This is a genomic window from Flammeovirga yaeyamensis (assembly GCF_018736045.1).
GTDB classification, from domain to species: domain Bacteria; phylum Bacteroidota; class Bacteroidia; order Cytophagales; family Flammeovirgaceae; genus Flammeovirga; species Flammeovirga yaeyamensis.
Genome location: NZ_CP076132.1, coordinates 528,232 through 548,570, shown reverse-complemented (window position 1 = coordinate 548,570; position 20,339 = coordinate 528,232). Strand labels below are relative to the sequence as shown.

19 protein-coding genes and 1 riboswitch are annotated in these 20,339 nt (G+C 34.7%); of the genes, 15 read left to right on the top strand and 4 right to left on the bottom strand.

Annotated elements, in window-relative coordinates:
* Positions 1–194 precede the first annotated feature (194 nt).
* Positions 195–809: a tRNA-(ms[2]io[6]A)-hydroxylase gene (miaE, locus tag KMW28_RS02150; protein WP_240973128.1), complete on the bottom strand. Its 615-nt coding sequence runs from the start codon at positions 807–809 to the stop codon at positions 195–197.
* Between the two features lie 277 nt (positions 810–1,086).
* A riboswitch (TPP riboswitch) is annotated at positions 1,087–1,181 on the top strand.
* Positions 1,182–1,282: 101 nt separating this feature from the next.
* Between miaE and thiS the strand changes: the two genes are divergently transcribed.
* The 15 genes from thiS to KMW28_RS02075 all read left to right on the top strand — a co-directional run bounded on the left by thiS (position 1,283) and on the right by KMW28_RS02075 (position 15,450).
* Positions 1,283–1,489 (top strand): sulfur carrier protein ThiS, encoded by a 207-nt coding sequence (gene thiS, locus KMW28_RS02145; RefSeq protein WP_169666991.1) that lies wholly within the window; start codon positions 1,283–1,285, stop codon positions 1,487–1,489.
* Positions 1,490–1,753: 264 nt separating this feature from the next.
* Positions 1,754–3,598: a phosphomethylpyrimidine synthase ThiC gene (thiC, locus tag KMW28_RS02140; RefSeq protein ID WP_169666993.1), complete on the top strand. Its 1,845-nt coding sequence runs from the start codon at positions 1,754–1,756 to the stop codon at positions 3,596–3,598.
* Positions 3,599–3,606: 8 nt separating this feature from the next.
* A complete protein-coding gene (locus KMW28_RS02135) occupies positions 3,607–4,224 on the top strand; it encodes a thiamine phosphate synthase (RefSeq protein ID WP_169666995.1) in 618 nt (205 codons plus the stop codon).
* Positions 4,197–4,964, top strand: coding sequence for a hydroxymethylpyrimidine/phosphomethylpyrimidine kinase (locus KMW28_RS02130; RefSeq protein WP_169666997.1), 768 nt, complete (start codon positions 4,197–4,199; stop codon positions 4,962–4,964). Before KMW28_RS02135 ends, KMW28_RS02130 begins: the two co-directional genes overlap by 28 nt.
* Positions 4,957–5,583 carry a thiamine phosphate synthase gene (locus tag KMW28_RS02125; RefSeq protein WP_169666999.1) on the top strand — a complete coding sequence of 209 codons (627 nt, stop codon included), beginning with the start codon at positions 4,957–4,959 and terminating at the stop codon, positions 5,581–5,583. Before KMW28_RS02130 ends, KMW28_RS02125 begins: the two co-directional genes overlap by 8 nt.
* 12 nt (positions 5,584–5,595) lie before the next feature.
* On the top strand, positions 5,596–6,369 hold the full coding sequence (locus tag KMW28_RS02120; RefSeq protein ID WP_066210502.1) for a thiazole synthase: 774 nt from the start codon (positions 5,596–5,598) through the stop codon (positions 6,367–6,369).
* A gap of 204 nt (positions 6,370–6,573) precedes the next feature.
* The gene (gene thiH / locus KMW28_RS02115; protein ID WP_169667001.1) at positions 6,574–7,680 is read left to right on the top strand and encodes a 2-iminoacetate synthase ThiH; all 1,107 of its coding nucleotides are present in this window, start codon (positions 6,574–6,576) and stop codon (positions 7,678–7,680) included.
* A gap of 316 nt (positions 7,681–7,996) precedes the next feature.
* Positions 7,997–9,067 carry a HesA/MoeB/ThiF family protein gene (gene moeB, locus KMW28_RS02110; protein WP_169667003.1) on the top strand — a complete coding sequence of 357 codons (1,071 nt, stop codon included), beginning with the start codon at positions 7,997–7,999 and terminating at the stop codon, positions 9,065–9,067.
* Between the two features lie 42 nt (positions 9,068–9,109).
* Positions 9,110–9,970: a glycosyltransferase family protein gene (locus KMW28_RS02105; RefSeq protein WP_169667005.1), complete on the top strand. Its 861-nt coding sequence runs from the start codon at positions 9,110–9,112 to the stop codon at positions 9,968–9,970.
* A gap of 73 nt (positions 9,971–10,043) precedes the next feature.
* Complete coding sequence (locus tag KMW28_RS02100; RefSeq protein WP_169667007.1) at positions 10,044–10,787, top strand: polyprenol monophosphomannose synthase; 744 nt, start codon at positions 10,044–10,046, stop codon at positions 10,785–10,787.
* Positions 10,777–11,886, top strand: coding sequence for a UDP-galactopyranose mutase (gene glf, locus KMW28_RS02095; protein ID WP_169667009.1), 1,110 nt, complete (start codon positions 10,777–10,779; stop codon positions 11,884–11,886). The genes KMW28_RS02100 and glf overlap by 11 nt, the downstream gene beginning before the upstream one ends.
* Positions 11,883–12,638 carry a DUF4422 domain-containing protein gene (locus KMW28_RS02090; protein ID WP_169667011.1) on the top strand — a complete coding sequence of 252 codons (756 nt, stop codon included), beginning with the start codon at positions 11,883–11,885 and terminating at the stop codon, positions 12,636–12,638. Before glf ends, KMW28_RS02090 begins: the two co-directional genes overlap by 4 nt.
* Before the next feature lie 38 nt (positions 12,639–12,676).
* Positions 12,677–13,579 (top strand): glycosyltransferase family 17 protein, encoded by a 903-nt coding sequence (locus KMW28_RS02085; RefSeq protein ID WP_169667013.1) that lies wholly within the window; start codon positions 12,677–12,679, stop codon positions 13,577–13,579.
* Positions 13,580–13,592: 13 nt separating this feature from the next.
* Positions 13,593–14,621 carry a glycosyltransferase family protein gene (locus tag KMW28_RS02080; protein ID WP_169667015.1) on the top strand — a complete coding sequence of 343 codons (1,029 nt, stop codon included), beginning with the start codon at positions 13,593–13,595 and terminating at the stop codon, positions 14,619–14,621.
* 37 nt (positions 14,622–14,658) lie between these two features.
* Positions 14,659–15,450, top strand: coding sequence for a DUF5672 family protein (locus KMW28_RS02075; protein ID WP_169667017.1), 792 nt, complete (start codon positions 14,659–14,661; stop codon positions 15,448–15,450).
* Here KMW28_RS02075 and KMW28_RS02070 read toward each other — a convergent pair.
* From KMW28_RS02070 to KMW28_RS02060, 3 genes are read right to left on the bottom strand one after another with little or no spacing between them, the layout of a single operon-like run.
* The gene (locus KMW28_RS02070) at positions 15,447–16,520 is read right to left on the bottom strand and encodes a glycosyltransferase family 4 protein (RefSeq protein WP_169667019.1); all 1,074 of its coding nucleotides are present in this window, start codon (positions 16,518–16,520) and stop codon (positions 15,447–15,449) included. The genes KMW28_RS02075 and KMW28_RS02070 overlap by 4 nt on opposite strands.
* Before the next feature lies 1 nt (position 16,521).
* The gene (locus KMW28_RS02065; RefSeq protein ID WP_169667021.1) at positions 16,522–18,372 is read right to left on the bottom strand and encodes a glycosyltransferase; all 1,851 of its coding nucleotides are present in this window, start codon (positions 18,370–18,372) and stop codon (positions 16,522–16,524) included.
* Complete coding sequence (locus KMW28_RS02060; RefSeq protein WP_066210524.1) at positions 18,373–20,211, bottom strand: ABC transporter ATP-binding protein; 1,839 nt, start codon at positions 20,209–20,211, stop codon at positions 18,373–18,375.
* Positions 20,212–20,339: the final 128 nt, after the last annotated feature.

Sequence of the window (20,339 nt, the reverse complement as noted above, 5' to 3'; positions counted from 1 at the left end):
TCAATACAAACAACCTTTTCAAAATTATTAATCAATTAAAAAAATAATATCATATCCAATAATTTATTTGTTCGAATTAAAACAATTTAATTTAATATTAATTGTAATGCACCTAATATATATAATTATACAAGGATAATATATAATTATTTTATTACCTCATGTTAACATAAAGCTTTCATAAAATTCACTTTCTAATGCATCCTATCCGCTCTCACTCCTAAAGATTTCATCAACTCAGCTTCCATTTTTAAGATCTCTTGCCAACGTTCATCTACTTTATCTCTATCTTGATATTTTCTGGCTAAATCGATAAAAGTCACATAATGCCCTGCCTCAGAAACCATTAGTTCATAATAAAAAGCTTTTAGATCTTCATCATCTAAACCTTTCCATAGCAATTTGAATCGTTCACAAGATCTTGCTTCAATTAAAGCACTTACTAATAGTTTATCGACCAATTGATCTGTTCTAGATCCACCTTTCTTTACAAACTTGATGATACCGTTTACGTAATCGTCCTTTCTCATTCGACCAAGAGACATTCCTCGTTTACGAAGTTGTTGTAATACTCTTTCAAAATGTTCCCATTCTTCGGCTACAATTGGAGTTAAGGTATCTACTAACTCGTCTAACTCTGGATAATTCACAATTAACGACATACTAGCTGATGCGGCCTTTTGCTCACAATAAGCATGATCGACTAAGATATCTTCTATATTATTATTGGCAACCATATCTACCCACCTTGGATCGGTTGGTAGTTTTAGGTGTAACATATGACCTTGCCCTTTGAACTCTTCTTGCATGAGGTTAAAAAATTAGATGTTTAAAGTTGTGGCAAAGGTAAAACATTAATAAAAACTAAATAAAAATAATGTGTTCCAATATCAGTTATTTATAATGATAAAGAATATTTCCACTATGATTTTCATGATTCTGGAAATATATTTTACTCTAATTAATCATTAAAAACCTTCATTTCGTTATTAAATTGAAGTATAATATTTATACTTCTTGCTAAAAATCAATTTATAACATGATTTAAAGGGATCTTTTAATTTTTATTTACTAATTTTGTCGCATCATACACTTTAGGGGTGTTCGTTGAATCGAACTGAGAAATACCCTTTGAACCTGATGCGGTTAGTACCGACGAAGGGAAAAGTCATTTCTACTCATGCACAAATTCCGTGCATCCTCTCCTAAGGTTTATTGGTTGTATTGATTTTGAGTTATTCATTACTCATGATGACTCTTACATTTCAAATTTTTAAAAGAAATGAATATCACTGTAAACAATAAGTCTATCACACTTCCGAGTGCATTTTCTATTGCACAGTTATTAGAACACATGAATATTTCTGTGGCAAAGGGCGCGGTTGCCGTAGCCATTAATGATGAAATCGTTTCCAAGGATTTATGGGATAACCATGCCCTTTCGGAAAACGATCATGTGACCATAGTTGCTCCTGCTCAAGGAGGTTAATTGAATAAAAAATAAATTTGAAGAATTAAGAACAACCTGATGAAATATCAGTTATCTTAAAGTTTAATTCGGTTGGAACACAAAAAACTTCAAGGCTTTAGTCTTGATCGTTTTTCACTCTATCAACCCATGATTTCAATCATGGGCACGAAGGTCTAAGGGCATACTAGTTTCAAGATCTAAAGAGCAAGAAACCCACCCGAAAAAACGACCAAGTAAATCACTAAATTCTTAATTCTTCACTCGAATAAACACTTACAAAGAATGAAAAAGCAAGACAAAATCCCTAGTCAGGACGTCATCAGCCGTGAGCCTTTCACTGGATCGAAAAAGATCTATGTAGATGGTAAGATTCACAACATCAAAGTAGCGATGCGTGAAATCGAGCAAGCTGACACTAATCACAAATTCTTAAATAAGGTAGAAAAGAACCCTTCTATCACAGTTTATGATACATCAGGACCTTTCACAGATCCAGATATCGAAATTGATGTAAGAAAAGGTTTGAACAAACTACGTAAAGATTGGATCCTTGACAGAGGAGATGTAGAAGAATTACCAAAACTATCATCTGAGTATGGTATCGAACGTTTAGAAAATTCTGAATTGGATCACTTACGTTTCGAGCATATCAAAAAGCCATTAAAAGCGAAAAAAGGACAAAATGTTTCTCAAATGCACTATGCACGTAAGGGAATCATTACTCCTGAAATGGAATATATCGCTATTCGTGAGAATCAAAGAATCGAAGAGCAAGAAGGAAAATTCGGTACACAACACCCAGGTAATAGCTTTGGTGCTAACACTCCAGTAGGTAAAATTACTCCTGAGTTTGTTCGTGATGAAGTAGCTGCAGGTCGTGCCGTAATTCCTAACAACATCAACCACCCAGAGTCTGAGCCAATGATTATTGGTCGTAACTTCTTGGTGAAAATCAACGCTAACATTGGTAACTCAGCGGTGACATCTTCTATCGAAGAAGAAGTAGAAAAAACAGTTTGGGCTTGCCGTTGGGGTGCTGATACTATCATGGACCTTTCAACAGGTAAAAACATCCACGAAACTCGTGAGTGGGTGATCCGTAACTCTCCAGTGCCGATCGGTACAGTGCCAATTTACCAAGCATTAGAGAAAGTAAATGGTAAAGCTGAGGACTTAACTTGGGAGATTTTCCGTGATACATTGATCGAACAAGCTGAGCAAGGTGTCGATTACTTCACAATCCACGCAGGCGTTCTTTTACGTTACGTTCCAATGACAGCGAAACGTGTGACTGGTATCGTATCTCGTGGTGGTTCAATCATGGCGAAATGGTGTTTAGCACATCACAAAGAAAACTTCTTGTACACTCACTTCGAAGAGATTTGTGAGATCATGAAAGCATACGACGTAGCCTTCTCATTAGGTGATGGTCTTCGTCCAGGTTCAATTGCTGATGCAAACGATGAGCCTCAACTTTCAGAATTGAGAACATTAGGTGAGTTGACTAAAATTGCTTGGAAGCATGACGTTCAGACGATCATTGAAGGTCCTGGTCACGTTCCAATGCACATGATCAAAGAAAACATGGATGCTCAGTTGCAAGACTGCTACGAAGCTCCTTTCTATACATTAGGTCCATTAACTACGGATATCGCTCCAGGTTATGACCACATTACTTCTGCAATTGGTGCTGCTCAAATTGGATGGTACGGTACTGCAATGCTTTGCTATGTAACACCAAAAGAGCACTTAGGTTTACCAAATAAAGCAGACGTAAAAGAAGGTGTAATCACTTATAAAATTGCAGCACACGCGGCTGACTTGGCAAAAGGTCACCCAGGTGCTCAATACCGTGATAACGCTATGTCAAAAGCTCGTTTTGAATTCCGTTGGGAAGATCAATTCAACTTATCGTTGGATCCTGATACTGCTCGTGAATATCATGACGAAACACTTCCTGCTGAAGGTGCAAAAGTAGCTCACTTCTGCTCGATGTGTGGACCAAACTTCTGTTCGATGAAGATCACTCAAGACGTTCGTGACTTTGCTGCCAAGCAAGAGCAAGAAGAAGGCTTGAAACAGAAGTCTGAGGAATTTAAAGAATTAGGTGGTGAAATCTATCACTAAAAAATAATATGCTAGTAGGAATCACAAAGCCCACATTTTTTCATGATGAAGCCGCTCAAATCTGTTTTTGGTTAGAGCATGGCATCGATGTGATTCACATTCGAAAGCCTGAAGCTTCTATCAAAGAAATAAGAATGTTGCTTGAGGTGATTCCTACTGCTTACTTTCCTCAACTCACTTTACATCAACATCATGATTTGGTGGAAGAGTTTAATTTAGGCGGTGTTCACTTTAGAGAACCTGAAAGGATTAAGATTTCTGAAGATCAGTTAATTTATTGGAAAAATAGGGGCAAAAGGTTGAGTTCTTCTGTTCATCAAACAGAAGAGATTGTCTATATACCAGAACTTTTTGATTACCTCTTTCTGAGTCCTGTCTTTGATAGTATCTCTAAAAAAGGATATCAGTCAAACAAAGCCATTCTGAATACAATGAAAACCTCTTCGTTTTCACGTCAAATGATCGCTTTAGGAGGCATATCTCCTCAGACAATTCCAATGCTAGACGGCACCTCTTTTAATGGAGCTGCTCTTTTAGGATATCTATGGGAGGATTCATCCGCTAAATTACTTTCAAAATCAACTGAATTATTAACAACATGGAGAACTTTAGACCTTTCGCTTTAAGCCTTGCTGGTTTTGATCCTTCTGGAGGAGCAGGTGTATTGTCGGATATCAAAACTTTTGAAGCACACGATGTGCAAGGGTTTGGTGTAACTACTGCAATTACCTATCAAACGGCAGAGGATTTTATTGGCATGAACTGGATGAGCGCCGATGTTGTTACCGCACAATTACTTCCGTTGATTGAGAAATATCCTTTATCGGCAATGAAAATTGGTATCGTGGAAGATTTCCATTTGATGTCCAATTGGATTGGTTTAGTAAAAGGTTTCTTCCCCACTTGTAAAATAGTACTTGATCCTGTATTGAGAGCAAGTGCCGGTTACGACTTTCATGATGAAAACACCATCAAATGGTTAGATAAAGTGTTGAACTCTATCGATTTGATTACTCCAAACTGGAAAGAAATGGAGATCTTAGCCAATGGTGGCGATGTTCTTGAAAAAGCAAAAGAGTTAAGTCAAAAAACGCATGTTTTGCTAAAAGGTGGACATCACCCTACCCATAAAGGCGACGATATTCTGTTGTATAAAGGTCAGGAGATAGTGATTGAAGGAAAGGACATTAACGCATATGAAAAACATGGTTCAGGTTGTGTGTTATCTTCAGCGATAGCAGGACATCTGGCACATGGTAAATCTATTGAAGAGGCTTGTCGAAGAGGTAAAGATTACATCGAAAACTTTTTAGAGAGTGATCCTAGCCGCCTTGGACAACATACCGTTTTAGTCCAACATGATTAGTAAACTGCACTACATATCCACAGAAAAAAAAGACAAAAACCACCTTCAACATATCAAAGAAGCGTGTGAGGCAGGTTGTCGATGGATACAATTAAGAGCAAAGGAAGTCACCGAAGAAGAATATATAGCCTTAGGAATTGAGGCGAAAAAAATCACAGATCAGTACAACGCTGTTTTACTGATTAATGATAAACCTGAAGTAGCCAAAGCAATTGGTGCTGATGGTGTTCACGTAGGTAAAGAGGATATCTCTCCGGCAACAGCTCGAGAAATTCTAGGTGAAAATAAAATTGTTGGAGGCACTGCCAATACGATCGAAGATATTCAGCGATTGTATGATTTTGGTGTCGACTACATCGGTCTTGGTCCTTTTAGATTTACACAAACAAAGAAGAAGTTAAGCCCAATTTTAGGACTTGATGGTTACCAAAGCTTATTAGATGAATGTAAAAACAGAGGTATCGATACACCAATCATTGCCATTGGAGGTATTGAAACTGCAGATGTTAAAAGCATTTTATCGACAGGTATTTATGGTGTAGCCGTTTCTGGTTTAATAGCAAACGCACCTCAACCAGAAAAAGTCGTTTCTGAATTGGAAGTAGAATTGGCATTGTAAAACTTTAGAAAAATGGATCAATTAGTAATTGCAGATAAAACATTCAACTCTAGACTATTTACAGGTACAGGTAAATTTATGTCTAATGAGTTGATGGAACAATCACTTTTAGCATCAGGATCAGAATTGGTGACTGTTGCATTAAAAAGAGTGGATGTTGATAATCCAGAAGATGATGTATTAGCTCATCTAAAACACGATCAGTTTAATTTATTACCTAACACTTCTGGTGCTAGAACAGCTAAAGAAGCAGTATTCGCTGCACAATTGGCTAGAGAAGCACTAGGAACTAACTGGGTAAAATTAGAAATCCACCCCGACCCAAAATACTTGATGCCAGACCCTATCGAAACGCTACAGGCGGCAGAAGAAATGGTAAAACAAGGTTTTGTGGTACTTCCTTATATCCATGCAGATCCAGTTTTATGTAAACGCTTGGAAGATGTAGGATGTGCAGCAGTGATGCCTTTAGGTGCCCCAATCGGAAGTAACAAAGGTTTAAAAACTTTGGATTTCCTAGAAATCATCATAGAACAAAGTAATGTTCCTGTAGTTGTAGATGCAGGTATCGGCGCTCCATCTCACGCGGCACATGCCATGGAATTGGGTGCAGATGCAGTGCTTGTCAACACAGCAATTGCCGTCGCAGGTGATCCAGTAGCAATGGGTAAAGCATTTGGTCAAGCAGTAGAAGCAGGTCGTGCAGCACACTTAGCACAAGTGGCACAGCCGAGGGTGACTGCCGAAGCAAGTTCGCCTTTGACGGGATTCTTAAATCAACTTTAGAATAGGTAGTAGGTAGTAGGTAGTAGGTAGCAGGTGCTAATAGTTCGCTCCTCATTACTTGGTACAAATTTAAATTTGCTAGAAAGTAGATGTATCACTTACTTCTTACCTTTTACCTCTTACCTTATAATGTTTCTCACAGAACAAGATCTTGGTAACTACTCCCTTAGTTCCTTAGTTTCTTAGTTCCTTAGTTATAAAAATATGTACCAAGATTTATTCTATCAGCATAATTGGGACGATGTTAAAGCTAGCATCTACTCAAAAACTGCTCATGATGTAGAAAGAGCATTGGGAAAAGAGAAAAGAACTTTGGAAGATTTCAAAGCATTGATCTCTCCTGCTGCTGCTCCGTATCTTGAGCAAATGGCACAATTGAGTCATCAACTCACTAAGAAGAGATTCGGTAATACGATTCAGATGTACACACCGATGTATCTTTCGAATGAGTGTCAGAATATATGTACTTACTGTGGTTTCTCTTTGGACAATAAAGTGAGAAGAAGAACTTTATCCGACGAGGAAATCATTCGTGAGGCAGAAGCCATCAGAGGAATGGGCTTTGAGCATATTCTTTTGGTTACCGGTGAGGCCAACAGAACAGTTGGTGTTCAGTATATCAAAAAAGCTATTGAATTAGTTAAACCTTACTTTTCTCATATCGCCATGGAAGTTCAACCTATGGATCAAGATGAATATGAGGAATTGATTGAAGCAGGTTTGAATACCGTATTGGTATATCAAGAGACCTACCACAAAGAGGATTATAAAAAACATCACCCGAAGGGGAAAAAATCGAATTTTGACTATAGAGTGGATACACCTGACCGATTAGGAAAAGCGGGTATTCATAAAATTGGATTAGGTGTTTTAATTGGTTTAGAAGATTGGAGAACGGATTCTTTCTTCACTGCCGCTCACCTCGATTATTTAGAAAGAACGTACTGGCAAACAAAATACTCTATCTCTTTCCCTAGATTGAGACCTTTCTCTGGTGGATTGGAACCTAAAGTGGAAATGACCGATAGAGAATTAGTTCAGCTTATCTGTGCCTACAGATTATTTGATGAAGAAGTCGAATTATCTTTATCAACCAGAGAGCATCCGATTTTCAGAGATAACATCATAAAATTGGGAATTACATCTGCAAGTGCAGGATCAAAAACCAATCCTGGTGGATATGTAGTTGAGCCAGAATCATTAGAACAATTCGAAATTTCTGACGAAAGATCAGCAGAGGAGTTTGCTGAGATGGTGAAGAGTCAGGGATACGAAGTAGTCTGGAAAGACTGGGACTTGGCATTGCAGTAGATAGGTAGCAGGTAGCAAAGTTAACGCTCGTTTTAGGTAAGAGGGAAGAAGTAAAACTGGCGCAAATGTTAAGCGATAGCGTCATTTGTGCCTAAAAACGTTAGAGGTCTCCCGACCTCGTGTTTTAACTTAGGAACTAAGGAACTAAGGAACTAAGGAACTAAGGAACTAAGGAACTAAGGAACTAAGGAAAGTTACTTTATCGACAAGTTTAAACCTAATACGAATATCGTTACATCTCCGTCTCCAACGAGGTGGCCTTGGCCCCTCGATACACAGACCGGATACATGGAAGTAGCATGTAATATATATAAATATGTTGACAAAAGAAGAATACAAAAGATACGACAGACACATCCGTTTAAAAGAAATAGGTGTAGAAGGACAGCAAAAATTGAAAGACGCTACTATTTTAATTATTGGAGCAGGTGGCTTGGGATGCCCAGTCTCTCAATATTTAGCAGCTGCAGGCGTTGGACATATTATTTTGGTGGATCATGACGAAGTATCGATTTCCAATCTTCAACGTCAAATTATGTTTACGACAGAGGATGTCGGAAAACCGAAAGCTGAAGTGATTCAGAAAAGGTTAAATGCCATGAACCCTCATGTGAAAGTGACAACAATTCTAAAGCAATTCAATAAAGAGAATGCCTTAGAGATTATCGCTTTAGCAGATATTGTAGTGGATGGAACCGACAACTTCTCTTCTCGTTATCTTATCAATGATGCTTGTGTGATTCAGAATAAGCCTTTAGTTTCTGCTTCTATCCAAGGATTTGATGGTCAACTTTCTGTATTTAATTACCAAGACGGGCCAACTTACCGCTGCATTTTTCCTAATCCTCCTTCTGCAGAAGAAGCACCCAACTGTAATGAAATTGGAGTAGTTGGAGCGATGGTGGGTGTATTGGGGACAATGCAGGCAACAGAAGTCGTAAAACTAATCACAAATGTTGGTAAGTGTTTAAGTGGCGAACTTTTGTTGATAAATGGCTTAAATATGAGTTTTCAAACGCTCAGGTTTAAGAAAAACCCAAAAGTTGCCAACATATCCACATTGGGTGATTATAATTTTGATTTTTGTGCGGTCCCTGATGATGATATCGAAATCACTTATTCACAATTGGAGGAGTTACTCACAGAAGAGGGAACAGTGTTGGTAGATGTTAGAGAAACCTACGAAAGAGAAATTGATGATATTGGAGGTATTCACATTCCACTAGCAGACCTAGAGGATAGCATCGATGAAATTCCTACAGCTAAAAACGTAGTCTTTTATTGCCAATCTGGAAAAAGAAGTATGATGGCAGTCGATATCTTTAAAGAAAATGCCCTAAATTCTCCTAATATTTTCAGTTTAAAAGGAGGTATGGAGTTATTATAATCAAAAGCTAATATCTTTACGGTCTGTAAATGACTGTAGCAAATGAAAGTAACCGGTTTTAGTTTTATAAAAAACGCCATTAAGTACGATTATCCTGTTCTAGAAGCAATCACATCAATTTTACCACTTTGTGATGAATTTGTTGTTGCTGTTGGTAACTGTGATGATGGAACAAGAGAACTCATAGAGAACATTGACCCAAAAATCAGAATTATTGATACAATTTGGGACGAATCTTTAAAAACAGGCGGTAGTGTCTTAGCCGACGAAACTAACAAAGCATTTAAAGAGATTTCTAAAGACACTGATTGGTGTTTCTATATTCAAGGAGACGAAGCTCTACACGAAGACTTTATCCCTACGGTAAAAGAAGCCATGTTAAAATACAAAGACGATAAAAATGTCGATGGCTTACTTTTTAAATACAAGCACTTTTATGGATCGTATGATTATATTGGTTCTTCCACTAAATGGTATCGACATGAAATTCGTGTGATTAAAAATAATCCTGAAATATATTCATACCGTGATGCACAAGGATTCAGAAAAGGAGATAACGAAAAGTTAAGGGTAAAACCTATTAATGCTTTCATTTATCATTATGGTTGGGTACGCCCTCCAGAGAAAATGATGGCTAAGCAAAGTAACTTCAGTTCATTATACAACAACGGTACACCATCAATTGAAGGTGCTGAGTTCGATTATTCTGAAATCGATTCTTTAGCTCTTTTTGATGGCTCTCACCCTAAAGTGATGCAGAATAGAATTCAAAAAAAGAATTGGAAATTTGATCAAGATATTAGTATCAAAAACTATTCACTTAAGGAGAAAGTAAAACAGTTTGTGATGAAACTGACAGGAGGATATATTATTGGTGAGTATAAAAATTATATTAAAATATAATTCATTCTCTTTATTTAAGGACAACCTACTTTTCATTCTTTAATCCTAACAAACAAAAACATATCTTTGCATCGTGAAAGAAAATCTAGTAATAACACCAACATATAATGAGATCGAGAATATTGAACTGATCATCAGAGCAGTTATGAATCTCGATACACCCTTCGACATGCTAATTGTAGACGATGGGTCGCCTGACGGTACAGGAGCAAAAGTAAAAGAATTGATGCAAGAATTTGATGGCCGTTTGTTTTTGGAAGAAAGAACCGAAAAAAATGGTTTAGGTACTGCATATATTCATGGCTTCAAATGGGCAATGGAAAGAGATTATCAATACGTTTATGAAATGGATGCTGATTTCTCTCATAACCCTAACGACCTACCTAAACTTTACAAAGCTTGCAAAGAAGAGGGGAACGATATGGCTGTTGGTTCTCGATACAAATCGGGAGTAAATGTAGTCAACTGGCCTATGGGAAGAGTTTTAATGTCCTACTTTGCTAGTAAATATGTTCAGTTTATTACTGGATTACCAATTAACGATACCACTGCAGGTTTTAAATGCTACACTAACAGAGTCTTAAAAACACTCCTTAATAACGATAAAATTCATTTCGTAGGGTATGCTTTCCAAATCGAAATGAAATTCAAAACCTGGAAATACGGATACAAAATTCAAGAAGTGCCGATCATCTTTACAGACCGTACTCGCGGTGAATCAAAGATGTCCACTAAAATATTTAAAGAAGCTTTCTTTGGGGTAATTTTCTTAAAAATTAGAAGTTACTTCCGAAAATTTCATCGATATGAAGACTAAATATGATTACGTTATTGTAGGTTCAGGTCTGTTTGGAGCTGTATTCGCCTACAAAATGAATCAAGCAGGGCATAAATGTCTTGTTATTGATAAAAGAGACCACCAAGGTGGTAACATCTACTGTGAAAATGTTGAAGGCATTAATGTTCATAAATACGGACCTCATATTTTCCATACCAACAGTAAAGAAGTATGGGATTTTGTGAATCAGTTTGTAGAATTCAATCATTTTAGATACTCTCCTCTGGCAAACTACAAAGGCACTTTATACAACCTGCCTTTTAACATGCACACTTTCTATCAATTTTGGGGAACACAAACTCCAGAAGAAGCAAAACAAAAAATTGAAGAACAAAAAGCAGAGTTAAACATCAAAAAGCCTCAGAATTTAGAGGAACAAGCTATTTCGTTAGTAGGAAATGATGTTTACGAACGCTTAATCAAAGGATATACCGAAAAACAATGGGGAAGAAATGCTAAAGATCTTCCATCATTTATTATCAAAAGATTGCCGGTAAGATATACTTACGATAACAATTACTTTAACGATAAATATCAAGGTATTCCTATTGGTGGATATAATAAATTAATTGATGGTTTATTAGAAGGTATCGATGTTCAATTGAATACGGATTACTTCGAGAACAAATCATCTTTTGATGAAATGGGTACTAAAGTGGTCTATACTGGTAAGATCGACGAGTTCTTCGATTATCAATTGGGCTATTTGAATTACAGAAGTCTTCGCTTTGAGTCGGAAACTTTAGACAAGGCGAACCATCAAGGTATAGCAGCAATAAACTATACTGAAAGAGAAGTTCCATACACTCGTATTATCGAACACAAACATTTTGAGTATGGCACTCAAGATAAAACGGTAATAACTAAAGAATATCCTCAAGAGTGGGACAAAGATAAAGAGCCTTATTACCCTGTTAACGACGAAACAAATTCTTCACTATATAACCGCTACAAAAAACTAGCAGAAGCTGAAAATAATGTGATATTTGGTGGCCGTTTGGCTGAATACAAATATTACGATATGCATCAAGTGATTGCTTCTGCATTAAAACGAGCTGAAAAAGAATTAGGCCTATGATTTTTGTAATCCATCATAAAGAATACCCTTTTGCTAAGAATGCTACTTTTCAACCTTTGCATTGTGGTAAAGAGATTTCCGATAAAGAACTATATATTTTAGGTGATAACACCGGAGATCATATTTCTGAAAAAAACAGATATATAAACGAGCTGACAGGCTTGTATTGGATTTGGAAAAACTATAATTATCAAGAATCTGATTTTATTGGAATCTGTCATTATAGAAGATTTTTTAACTTCAGAAAATTAAACCCATTTCACGATAAATACAGAAATGCTGATGCTTTTAAGAAAGATGATATCTTAAATTTTTATCACGAGAATTTAGGAGATCAGATCAAATCTGACTTAAAAAAGTACGATGTAATTCTTCCTAGAAAACAATATTGGAAACACCTTTCTATTAAATCTCAATACCTGAGTAGTCATCATGAAGAAGATTGGAATATAATGATTGATGTTCTATTGAGTAAATACCCTGAGTACAAGGCGACTTTAGAAAAAATAGAAAATAAGATTCCAACACATTGTTATATCTACAATATGTTTATCACCAAGCCAGAGATTTTTGAGAAATTTATGACTTGGATGTTTGATATCATTTTTGAAATTGAAAAGCGTATTCAATTTCGTCAAGAATCATATCAAAACAGAACAATTGGCTTCTTAGCGGAAAGGTTGACAAATATTTACTTTCACCACAACGTTTATAAAGTGAAACATTACCAAATTGCTTTTATAGAAGACTAAAACTTTTAACGACATATTATTCTTAACAGGTTACTCAAATGAACACTACACAAGAGAGAAAAATATACGATTGTTTCATGTTATTCAATGAACTTGATTTACTTGAAATTAGGCTTAAGTTATACTATGAACACGTTGATCATTTTGTAATTGTTGAGTGTAATCAAAGTTTCGTGGGAAAGGAAAAAGGTTTTTGTTTTGAAGAAAATAAAGATCGATACAGTCAATTCTTAGATAAGATTATCTATATCAAACTAGAAAATGAATTAACTTCTGCGGATGCTTGGGAAAACGAGGCAACTCATAGAAATGCAATTATGAGAGGTCTTACCGAAGCAAATGATGAAGATACTATATTCATTGCCGACCTTGATGAATTTTATGATATCAAATTGTTAGATCGCAATAAGAGTTTTGATAAAATATTGAAAATAGATATCCCACATTATAACTATTTCTTAAATTATAAAACAAACTCAATTTTTGATTTAACTTTTGTCTCTAATCTTAAAGAGATCAAGAACAGCGACAAAACATTGGATCAGATCCGAAAATCATCTGATTTTGGTCATATAGAGTATGATCCTAAGAATGATAAATCGGCACATATGTCTTATGTTTTCGGAAATGATATTGAAATGTATGTGTATAAATTAAAAAGCTTCTCTCACCAAGAGTTTAATAAGAAGCCTTTTATCACGCATAAGCATATCAAGCATTGCTTAAAATTCCCTACGGATTTATTCATGAGAAAAGGAATATGGATCGATTGTATCCCTCCTGAGGAGACAATGTTTGCTGATATCTATAAGGATTATCCTCATTTATTTCAAACGAAAACAGATCCCAAACCTAGTAATATATCAGAATATATTTTCACATTTAGAAGAAATATATACAAGAACTCAAAAAAGTTTTCAGCTAAAAAATACCAATTCTAATTGATCGAATTTCATGCAAAAAAAAATAGTTTTCAGTGTTAATGGTTTTAGTCGACGAGGTACAGAAGTCGCTATATATGATTATGCCTATTTTAATGAAACAATATTAGGCAATACATCTTATATCATTTATTCATTAGAAAATAATGCTAAGCATGAAACACATGATGATGAGGTTTTCAAAAAATTTAAAACTCAATTTGATGACCGAATGTCAGGCTATAGTTCTCATGATGATGCACAATCAATAATTGATGAGATTAAACCTGATTGTATCTATTTTTTAAGAGCTGGAAAACAGGATCATGAACTGTATAATGGATATCGAAATGCTATTCATGTAGTATTCGATTATTACAAACCTTACGGAGATGATTACTTTTATATTTCAGAGTATTTAGCCCGTAAAAGAGGAAAGTTCCGTTCTTCATATGTTCCGCATATCATTCATATGCCTGAAGTAAATACCGACTTAAGAGAAAAATTAGGGATTCCTAAAGACGCTACTGTCGTTGGAAGATATGGAGGAGCAACTACTTTTGATCTCACATTTGTACATGAGGCGATTACGGAAGCTGTTCAAGAAGACGAAAACCTTTACATCTTGTTTGCTAACACGAATAAGTTCTTCGATCATCCTAGAGTTATACATTTAGATCCCATTTATACCTTAGAGGAAAAGGCTACATTTATCAATACCTGTGATGCCTATTTACATGCTAGATCTGAAGGTGAAACATTTGGTTTAGCCATTGCAGAATTCCATATTTTAGGAAAAAATGTACTTACTTCTAAAAGTAAAAAAGACAATGCTCATCTGGATATTTTGGGAGATGAGTGTTATTTATACCACGATAAATCTTCTTGTAAAAAACTTTTATTCAATGCTAAATCATTACCAAAGAAGAATTATGATGTCTACAAACAGTTTTCTCCAGAAAAGGTAATGCAAATATTTAATGAAGTGGTGATTGAAGAAAAGCAATATTTACCCACGGCTCAAAACCTTTATCAAAATTTTTTAAAAATGATTTTTCAATAATTTGATGAATTATTAATAAAGAAATTACTTAAATAACATGAATAATAACTGCGTTGTAGTCATCCCTATTTATAAAAAGAGCTTAACTGATCTTGAAAAAATTTCTTTACAACAAGGATTGAAAGTATTACATCAAAGAGATATTTTTTTTATAGCTCCAAAAGGTTTAGATATTTCATATTATCAATCAGTTTGTCAGGAAGACTTTAATATAAAATACTTCAATAAAAATTACTTTCAAGATATTAAAGGCTATAACCGTCTGATGGTTTCTGAGGAGTTTTACAGTGCATTTGATGCCTATAAATTCATGCTTATTTATCAAACAGACTGCTTCATATTTAGAGATGAATTAGACGATTGGTGTAATAGGAATTATTCATATGTAGGTGCTCCATGGCCAGAAAATGATGGTTCAAATTCTATTTGGTTTAAATATGTAGGTAACGGAGGTTTTTCACTCAGAAAAATTGATGATCACCTTAAGGTATTAAACGAAACTTCATCTTTCACGAAAACACTTTTTTCTTTTAACGGCAATCGATATAGTAGTTGGTATGCATTATTCCGATTAAGAAAAAATGATTGGTCTGTTTATAAAAACAGTAATAAAAATGAGGATATGTTTTTTGGGAAGAACTCTTCAAAATCTTTTCCTTACTTTACTGTTCCAACTCCAGATGAAGCACTTGATTTCGGAATGGAATTAAGAGCAAAAGAAGTATTTAAATATCATAATGAAAGACTTCCTATGGGCATTCACGCTTGGTGGAAGGACGATTTTGATCTTTGGAAACCCTATATTGAAGCTGAAGGTTATTCTTTCTAGGACAGTAGCTTTTGATATAATTCAAAATAGGCCTGTGCATTCTTTTCCCAAGTAAATTGAGAAGCATAATCAATTAATTTTTGGGAATTAGCTTCTTCATTTTGAAGATGTTTAGCTAAGCCTTCATTTACTATATTAGCCATATATTGAGGGGCAAAATTCTCCCAATAACATGCCATATCACCTCCTACTTCTGGTAAACTTGTTAGGTTAGAACTAAAAACAGGTTTACCACAATACATTGCTTCAATTATTGGTAAGCCGAAACCTTCATATAAAGAAGGAAATAAAAACCCAGAGCAATTATGATACAAATAGTTTTTTTCTTCTGTAGTTACTTCTCCTAATAATTTTACCCTATCCTCTAATCCATGTTCGGTTATCAAAGAATTAATAGTTTCAACATATTCAGGCTTGGAGAGTTGACCTCCGATATATAAATGATAATCATCTCCTATATATTTCATCATTTCCACCAATACGTGAAAATTTTTCTTAGGCATGATTGTACCAATCGTAAAGAAGAAACGGTCTGAACTTACCTTAGAAGGTTTACTTACATTGTCTTTTTGAGGTGGTTCTACACCATTAGGGACTACAATTATTTCAGTTCCCTCCGGGATAGTCAGGTATTCTTCAACTACTTTTTTAGTGAAATTAGAGATTACAGTAATCAATGTTGCGTTATCTACATGACGCTGTAACTTTTGTAATTTCTTTGAATATATCTCTTCGGGTTCTTCGTAAACATAGTTCAAATCATGGATTGTCACTATGTTTTTCTTTCCCTTAGACACAAAGTATTTGATCATTTGATTGGTAACATGGACCAAATCAGCCGACTTATCAAATGCTCGAATGTTTTTCTTTTTTAATAAGGATAGCTTTTGAATTGAAAAATTAGAATAATCTAAATGACTTACTGACTGAGTTTCTGACACTAAAACTTCCCATTCGAATTCATCTTGTTGAATATCAAATAGCTTGTTCCCAAAATTGATGGCTACATTACCCAAGCCACAATAAGGGATCTTAAGTTTATCAAGATCAATCAGTACCTTTTTTTTCATCTTATAATTCTAACAGTTCTTTGTAAAGTTGGTGATACTTTTCAGCATTCTTTTCCCATGTAAATTGAGAAGCGTAGTCTAAGAGTTCTTTTTGCTTTTCTTCTTTATTGTCATTAAAATCTTTTAATCCATCCATTACCACTTGTGCCATGTTTAATGGATCAAAATTGTCCCAATAATACACATGGTCTTTACCTATTTCAGGAAGAGAAGTTCTATTGGAAGAGAATGTAGGCTTTTGTGCATACATAGATTCAATGATAGGTAAACCAAAACCTTCCAATAAAGAAGGGAAAAAGAACCCTTCACAATTCTTGAATAAGTATGATTTTTCTTCGTCAGAAATAGGTCCCAAAAGTTTTACTCTGTCTTGCAAACCATTTTGATTAATGATTTCTTCAATTTTCTGCACATACTTCGTTTTTTCTGGATTACCAGCAATATAAAGCTTGTACTTTTCATCTAGATGAGCCATCATTTTTACCAAAACATGGAAATTTTTCTTTGGCATCACCGTTCCTATTGTGAAGAAAAAAAGTGAATCATCTACTAATGCAGGTGGATTACTTGTAGGTAAAATAGGTGATTTCACACCATTATAGATCACTTTAATAGGTTTATCTATAGGTATATCAAGATGTTTTTTAACAATATTTTTAGTAAATTCAGAAATAACCGTTATCACATCGGAACGATCTATAGCTGATTGTATTTTATTTAAAGTAGCTTGTGATTGTTGCTCACTTTTTTCTTCCAAAAAGTTTAAATCATGAATAGTATAAATACTCTTTTTGGAGTGATCTGCCTTATAATTGATTATTTGATGTGTAAGATGGAATAAGTCAATATCTTCATCCACTGCTTTTACTCCATTTTTGGTAAACAGATCATGTATTCTAAATAATATCCCGCTTTTATTTAGAATAAACTTTTTCCTATCCTTAGAAGACAAAAGGAATTCCCATTGAATAGAGTCATCCTCTATTTGTGTAAGCTGATTAGAGAAATTAATACTTACCTGTCCTAAACCACAATTTGGATATTTAAGACGTTCAAAATCGACTAATACTCGTTTCTTATTCGAATAGTATTTGTTTTTATAATTCAGTTCGTAAAGCTTGAAGTATTTAAAAAATACATCAATACCAATATAAGAAGAGATTAGAAAACCTCTCCAACCAAACATAAATCCACTCTTGAGGAAGTAACTTCTAAAAAAGGCAAACAAAGCTTTAACAGGTATCATTGCTGCTGAGACCTTTTTCTCACCTGCATTTTGTTTAGCATATAAGCCTGTGTAGAGTTGCATCTTTGTGATAATCTCATCAACAGAAGTATAAGATTCGTGTAACAAAACACCTTTGAAATTAAATCTATTTAAACCTTTTGTTTCAATAGTCTCATGAACTTCCGCATTGGTAAACTGAGTCACTTTTCTATTGTAAAGACGAGTGACATATTCATTTCCCCAATCCGTTCCTGAAATTACTTTTCCTAAGTATTCATTTGATCGATGAATAACTCCAACAGTATCTGTTTTATTTAGATCAAAATTCCTAATCTCACTAAGCAATTGCTCATCAGGTACTTCATCAGAATCAATAGAAAAAACCCAATCATTTGAAGCATAAGAAGTAGCCTTATTTTTTAATGGCCCAAATCCAATAAATTCAGAATGAAATACCTTAACGTTGTTATACATTGCGGCTATTTCTAAAGATTTATCAGTTGATCCATTATCAAGAATGACAACTTCTTCAAATAATTCGAGAGAGTTCAAGGTGGTGATCAAAGAATTTTCAGCATTCTTTAATATCATCACCGCAGATATGTTTGTTATTTTGCCGTTCATCTATTGCGTATATTCCTGCATCTCTTGAAGTTTTTTATACACACCGTCTTCTTTACTCATCAAATCAATGTGCGTTCCTTCTTCAATGACATTACCTTCTTTGATCACCAAAATATTATCTGCTTCTTGAATTGTAGACAATCTATGGGCAATTACTAATACAGTTCTACCTTTCATTAAATGCTGTATAGCATCTTGCACCAATTTTTCTGATTCTGTATCTAAAGCAGAAGTTGCTTCATCTAGAATTAGAATTTCAGGGTTTTTCAATATTGCTCTCGCAATACTTAAACGCTGACGTTGACCACCAGATAATTTAGAACCTCTATCTCCAATGATTGTTTCATAACCATTATCTGTTTTCTCAATAAATTCGTGAGCATTTGCAATTTTGGCTGCTTTAATTACTTCTTCTAAAGTTGTTTCTGCACCAAATGCAATGTTATTGTAGATAGTATCGTTGAACAAGATTGATTCCTGAGTAACAATACCCATATGTTCTCTTAAACTATTCAATGAATAGTCTTTAATATCGTGACCATCGATCAATACTTTTCCATCTCTTGGATCGTAAAAACGAGGAATTAGATCGGCGATCGTAGATTTACCACCTCCTGATGGCCCCACTAACGCTAACATTTGCCCTTTCTTTAAATTGAAGTTGATTCCTTTTAAGACATCATTATCTTCATAGGCAAAACGTACATTTTCAAAAGTAATTTCTTTATCAAAGGTATTTAATGTTTTAGGATTCTCTTTATCCTTAATTTTAGACTCGGCATCCAATAATTCAAAAATTCTTTCTGTAGCAGCAATACCACGTTGAATACTTGAGATGTTACCCGAAATTGCTTTTACTGGGTTCAATACTTGTGTAAATAATACCAAGTAAGCCATGAACTCAGAAGCCGATAAAGACGGGTCATCAGAAAGTACGATGGTACCTCCTAAATAAAGTAAAACACCTACGAACATTACGCCCATTGCTTCTGAAAGTGGAGAAGCTAATTCTCTTTTTGAAGCAAACTTTGTGTATTCCTGAACGTAACCTTGGTTACTCTTCTCGAAAGACTTTGATACATATTTATCAGCATTAAAACCTTTCACTACTCTCATACCCACAATTGTCTCGTCTAAAACACCAAGTAAATTACCAGTGATTTCTTGAAGGTTATGAGATACTGATCTTAGTTTTCTTGAGATTAAACCAATTGAAATACCTGATAATGGTAAAATCATGAATACGAACAAAGTCATCTTAGGTGATAAGTAAACCAATGTTCCAAAGAAAAAGATCAACATTACTGGATCTTTGATAAAAGTAACAATTGAACCAAATGCTACCTCTGTTTCTCCAACATCTGTTGTTGAACGTGCAATGATGTCACTTTTTCTATTGTTCGTTAAATATCCAATATCTAAAGAAAGTACTTTCTTAAAAATCTTTGTTCTTAGGTTCGCTACAGCGTTTCTTCTGTAAGCTTCAGCCATTCGTCTTTCTATATATCTAAATATGTTAGTAGCAAAAGAGGCGATAATTGTAAAACCACAAATCAACATCAAAGCACTTAACTTACCATGTTCCAACATCAAAGTACCAAACTCTTGATACATATAATCTTTTAGGAAAGTAACATCAAATTGAAATTGGTCTAGTGTTAATGGTGTTTCAGGAATTTCGAATGAAGTCTCACTATTAAATAGCATATCCAATAATGGAATCATCATAGTAAAATTCAACAAACTGAACAAACTCATTAATAATGTTACAGCAATATAAGGAATCATAAAACCGCTAAAATTACCGGTTATTTTGATTAATCGTTGGTAAATTTTCATATGCTCTTTGAGCTTTCTTTTCTTTGATTTTAAACTTTCACAAAGGTAAGGATTGAATCGATAACCTAAACACCACTACATATAATAAAACTATAATTCGAGTGATTTCGAATGAATAGGTAAGATTT

Coding starts and splice junctions, on each gene's coding strand:
- KMW28_RS02130 (WP_169666997.1), top strand. CDS start 4,197: ATGGAGAACTTTAGACCTTTCGCTTTAAGCCTTGCTGGTTTTGATCCT.
- moeB (WP_169667003.1), top strand. CDS start 7,997: ATGTTGACAAAAGAAGAATACAAAAGATACGACAGACACATCCGTTTA.
- KMW28_RS02065 (WP_169667021.1), bottom strand. CDS start 18,372: ATGAACGGCAAAATAACAAACATATCTGCGGTGATGATATTAAAGAAT.
- KMW28_RS02070 (WP_169667019.1), bottom strand. CDS start 16,520: ATGAAAAAAAAGGTACTGATTGATCTTGATAAACTTAAGATCCCTTAT.
- thiS (WP_169666991.1), top strand. CDS start 1,283: ATGAATATCACTGTAAACAATAAGTCTATCACACTTCCGAGTGCATTT.
- KMW28_RS02125 (WP_169666999.1), top strand. CDS start 4,957: ATGATTAGTAAACTGCACTACATATCCACAGAAAAAAAAGACAAAAAC.
- thiC (WP_169666993.1), top strand. CDS start 1,754: ATGAAAAAGCAAGACAAAATCCCTAGTCAGGACGTCATCAGCCGTGAG.
- KMW28_RS02075 (WP_169667017.1), top strand. CDS start 14,659: ATGAATAATAACTGCGTTGTAGTCATCCCTATTTATAAAAAGAGCTTA.
- KMW28_RS02135 (WP_169666995.1), top strand. CDS start 3,607: ATGCTAGTAGGAATCACAAAGCCCACATTTTTTCATGATGAAGCCGCT.
- glf (WP_169667009.1), top strand. CDS start 10,777: ATGAAGACTAAATATGATTACGTTATTGTAGGTTCAGGTCTGTTTGGA.
- KMW28_RS02120 (WP_066210502.1), top strand. CDS start 5,596: ATGGATCAATTAGTAATTGCAGATAAAACATTCAACTCTAGACTATTT.
- KMW28_RS02090 (WP_169667011.1), top strand. CDS start 11,883: ATGATTTTTGTAATCCATCATAAAGAATACCCTTTTGCTAAGAATGCT.
- KMW28_RS02060 (WP_066210524.1), bottom strand. CDS start 20,211: ATGAAAATTTACCAACGATTAATCAAAATAACCGGTAATTTTAGCGGT.
- thiH (WP_169667001.1), top strand. CDS start 6,574: ATGTACCAAGATTTATTCTATCAGCATAATTGGGACGATGTTAAAGCT.
- miaE (WP_240973128.1), bottom strand. CDS start 809: ATGCAAGAAGAGTTCAAAGGGCAAGGTCATATGTTACACCTAAAACTA.
- KMW28_RS02085 (WP_169667013.1), top strand. CDS start 12,677: ATGAACACTACACAAGAGAGAAAAATATACGATTGTTTCATGTTATTC.
- KMW28_RS02105 (WP_169667005.1), top strand. CDS start 9,110: ATGAAAGTAACCGGTTTTAGTTTTATAAAAAACGCCATTAAGTACGAT.
- KMW28_RS02080 (WP_169667015.1), top strand. CDS start 13,593: ATGCAAAAAAAAATAGTTTTCAGTGTTAATGGTTTTAGTCGACGAGGT.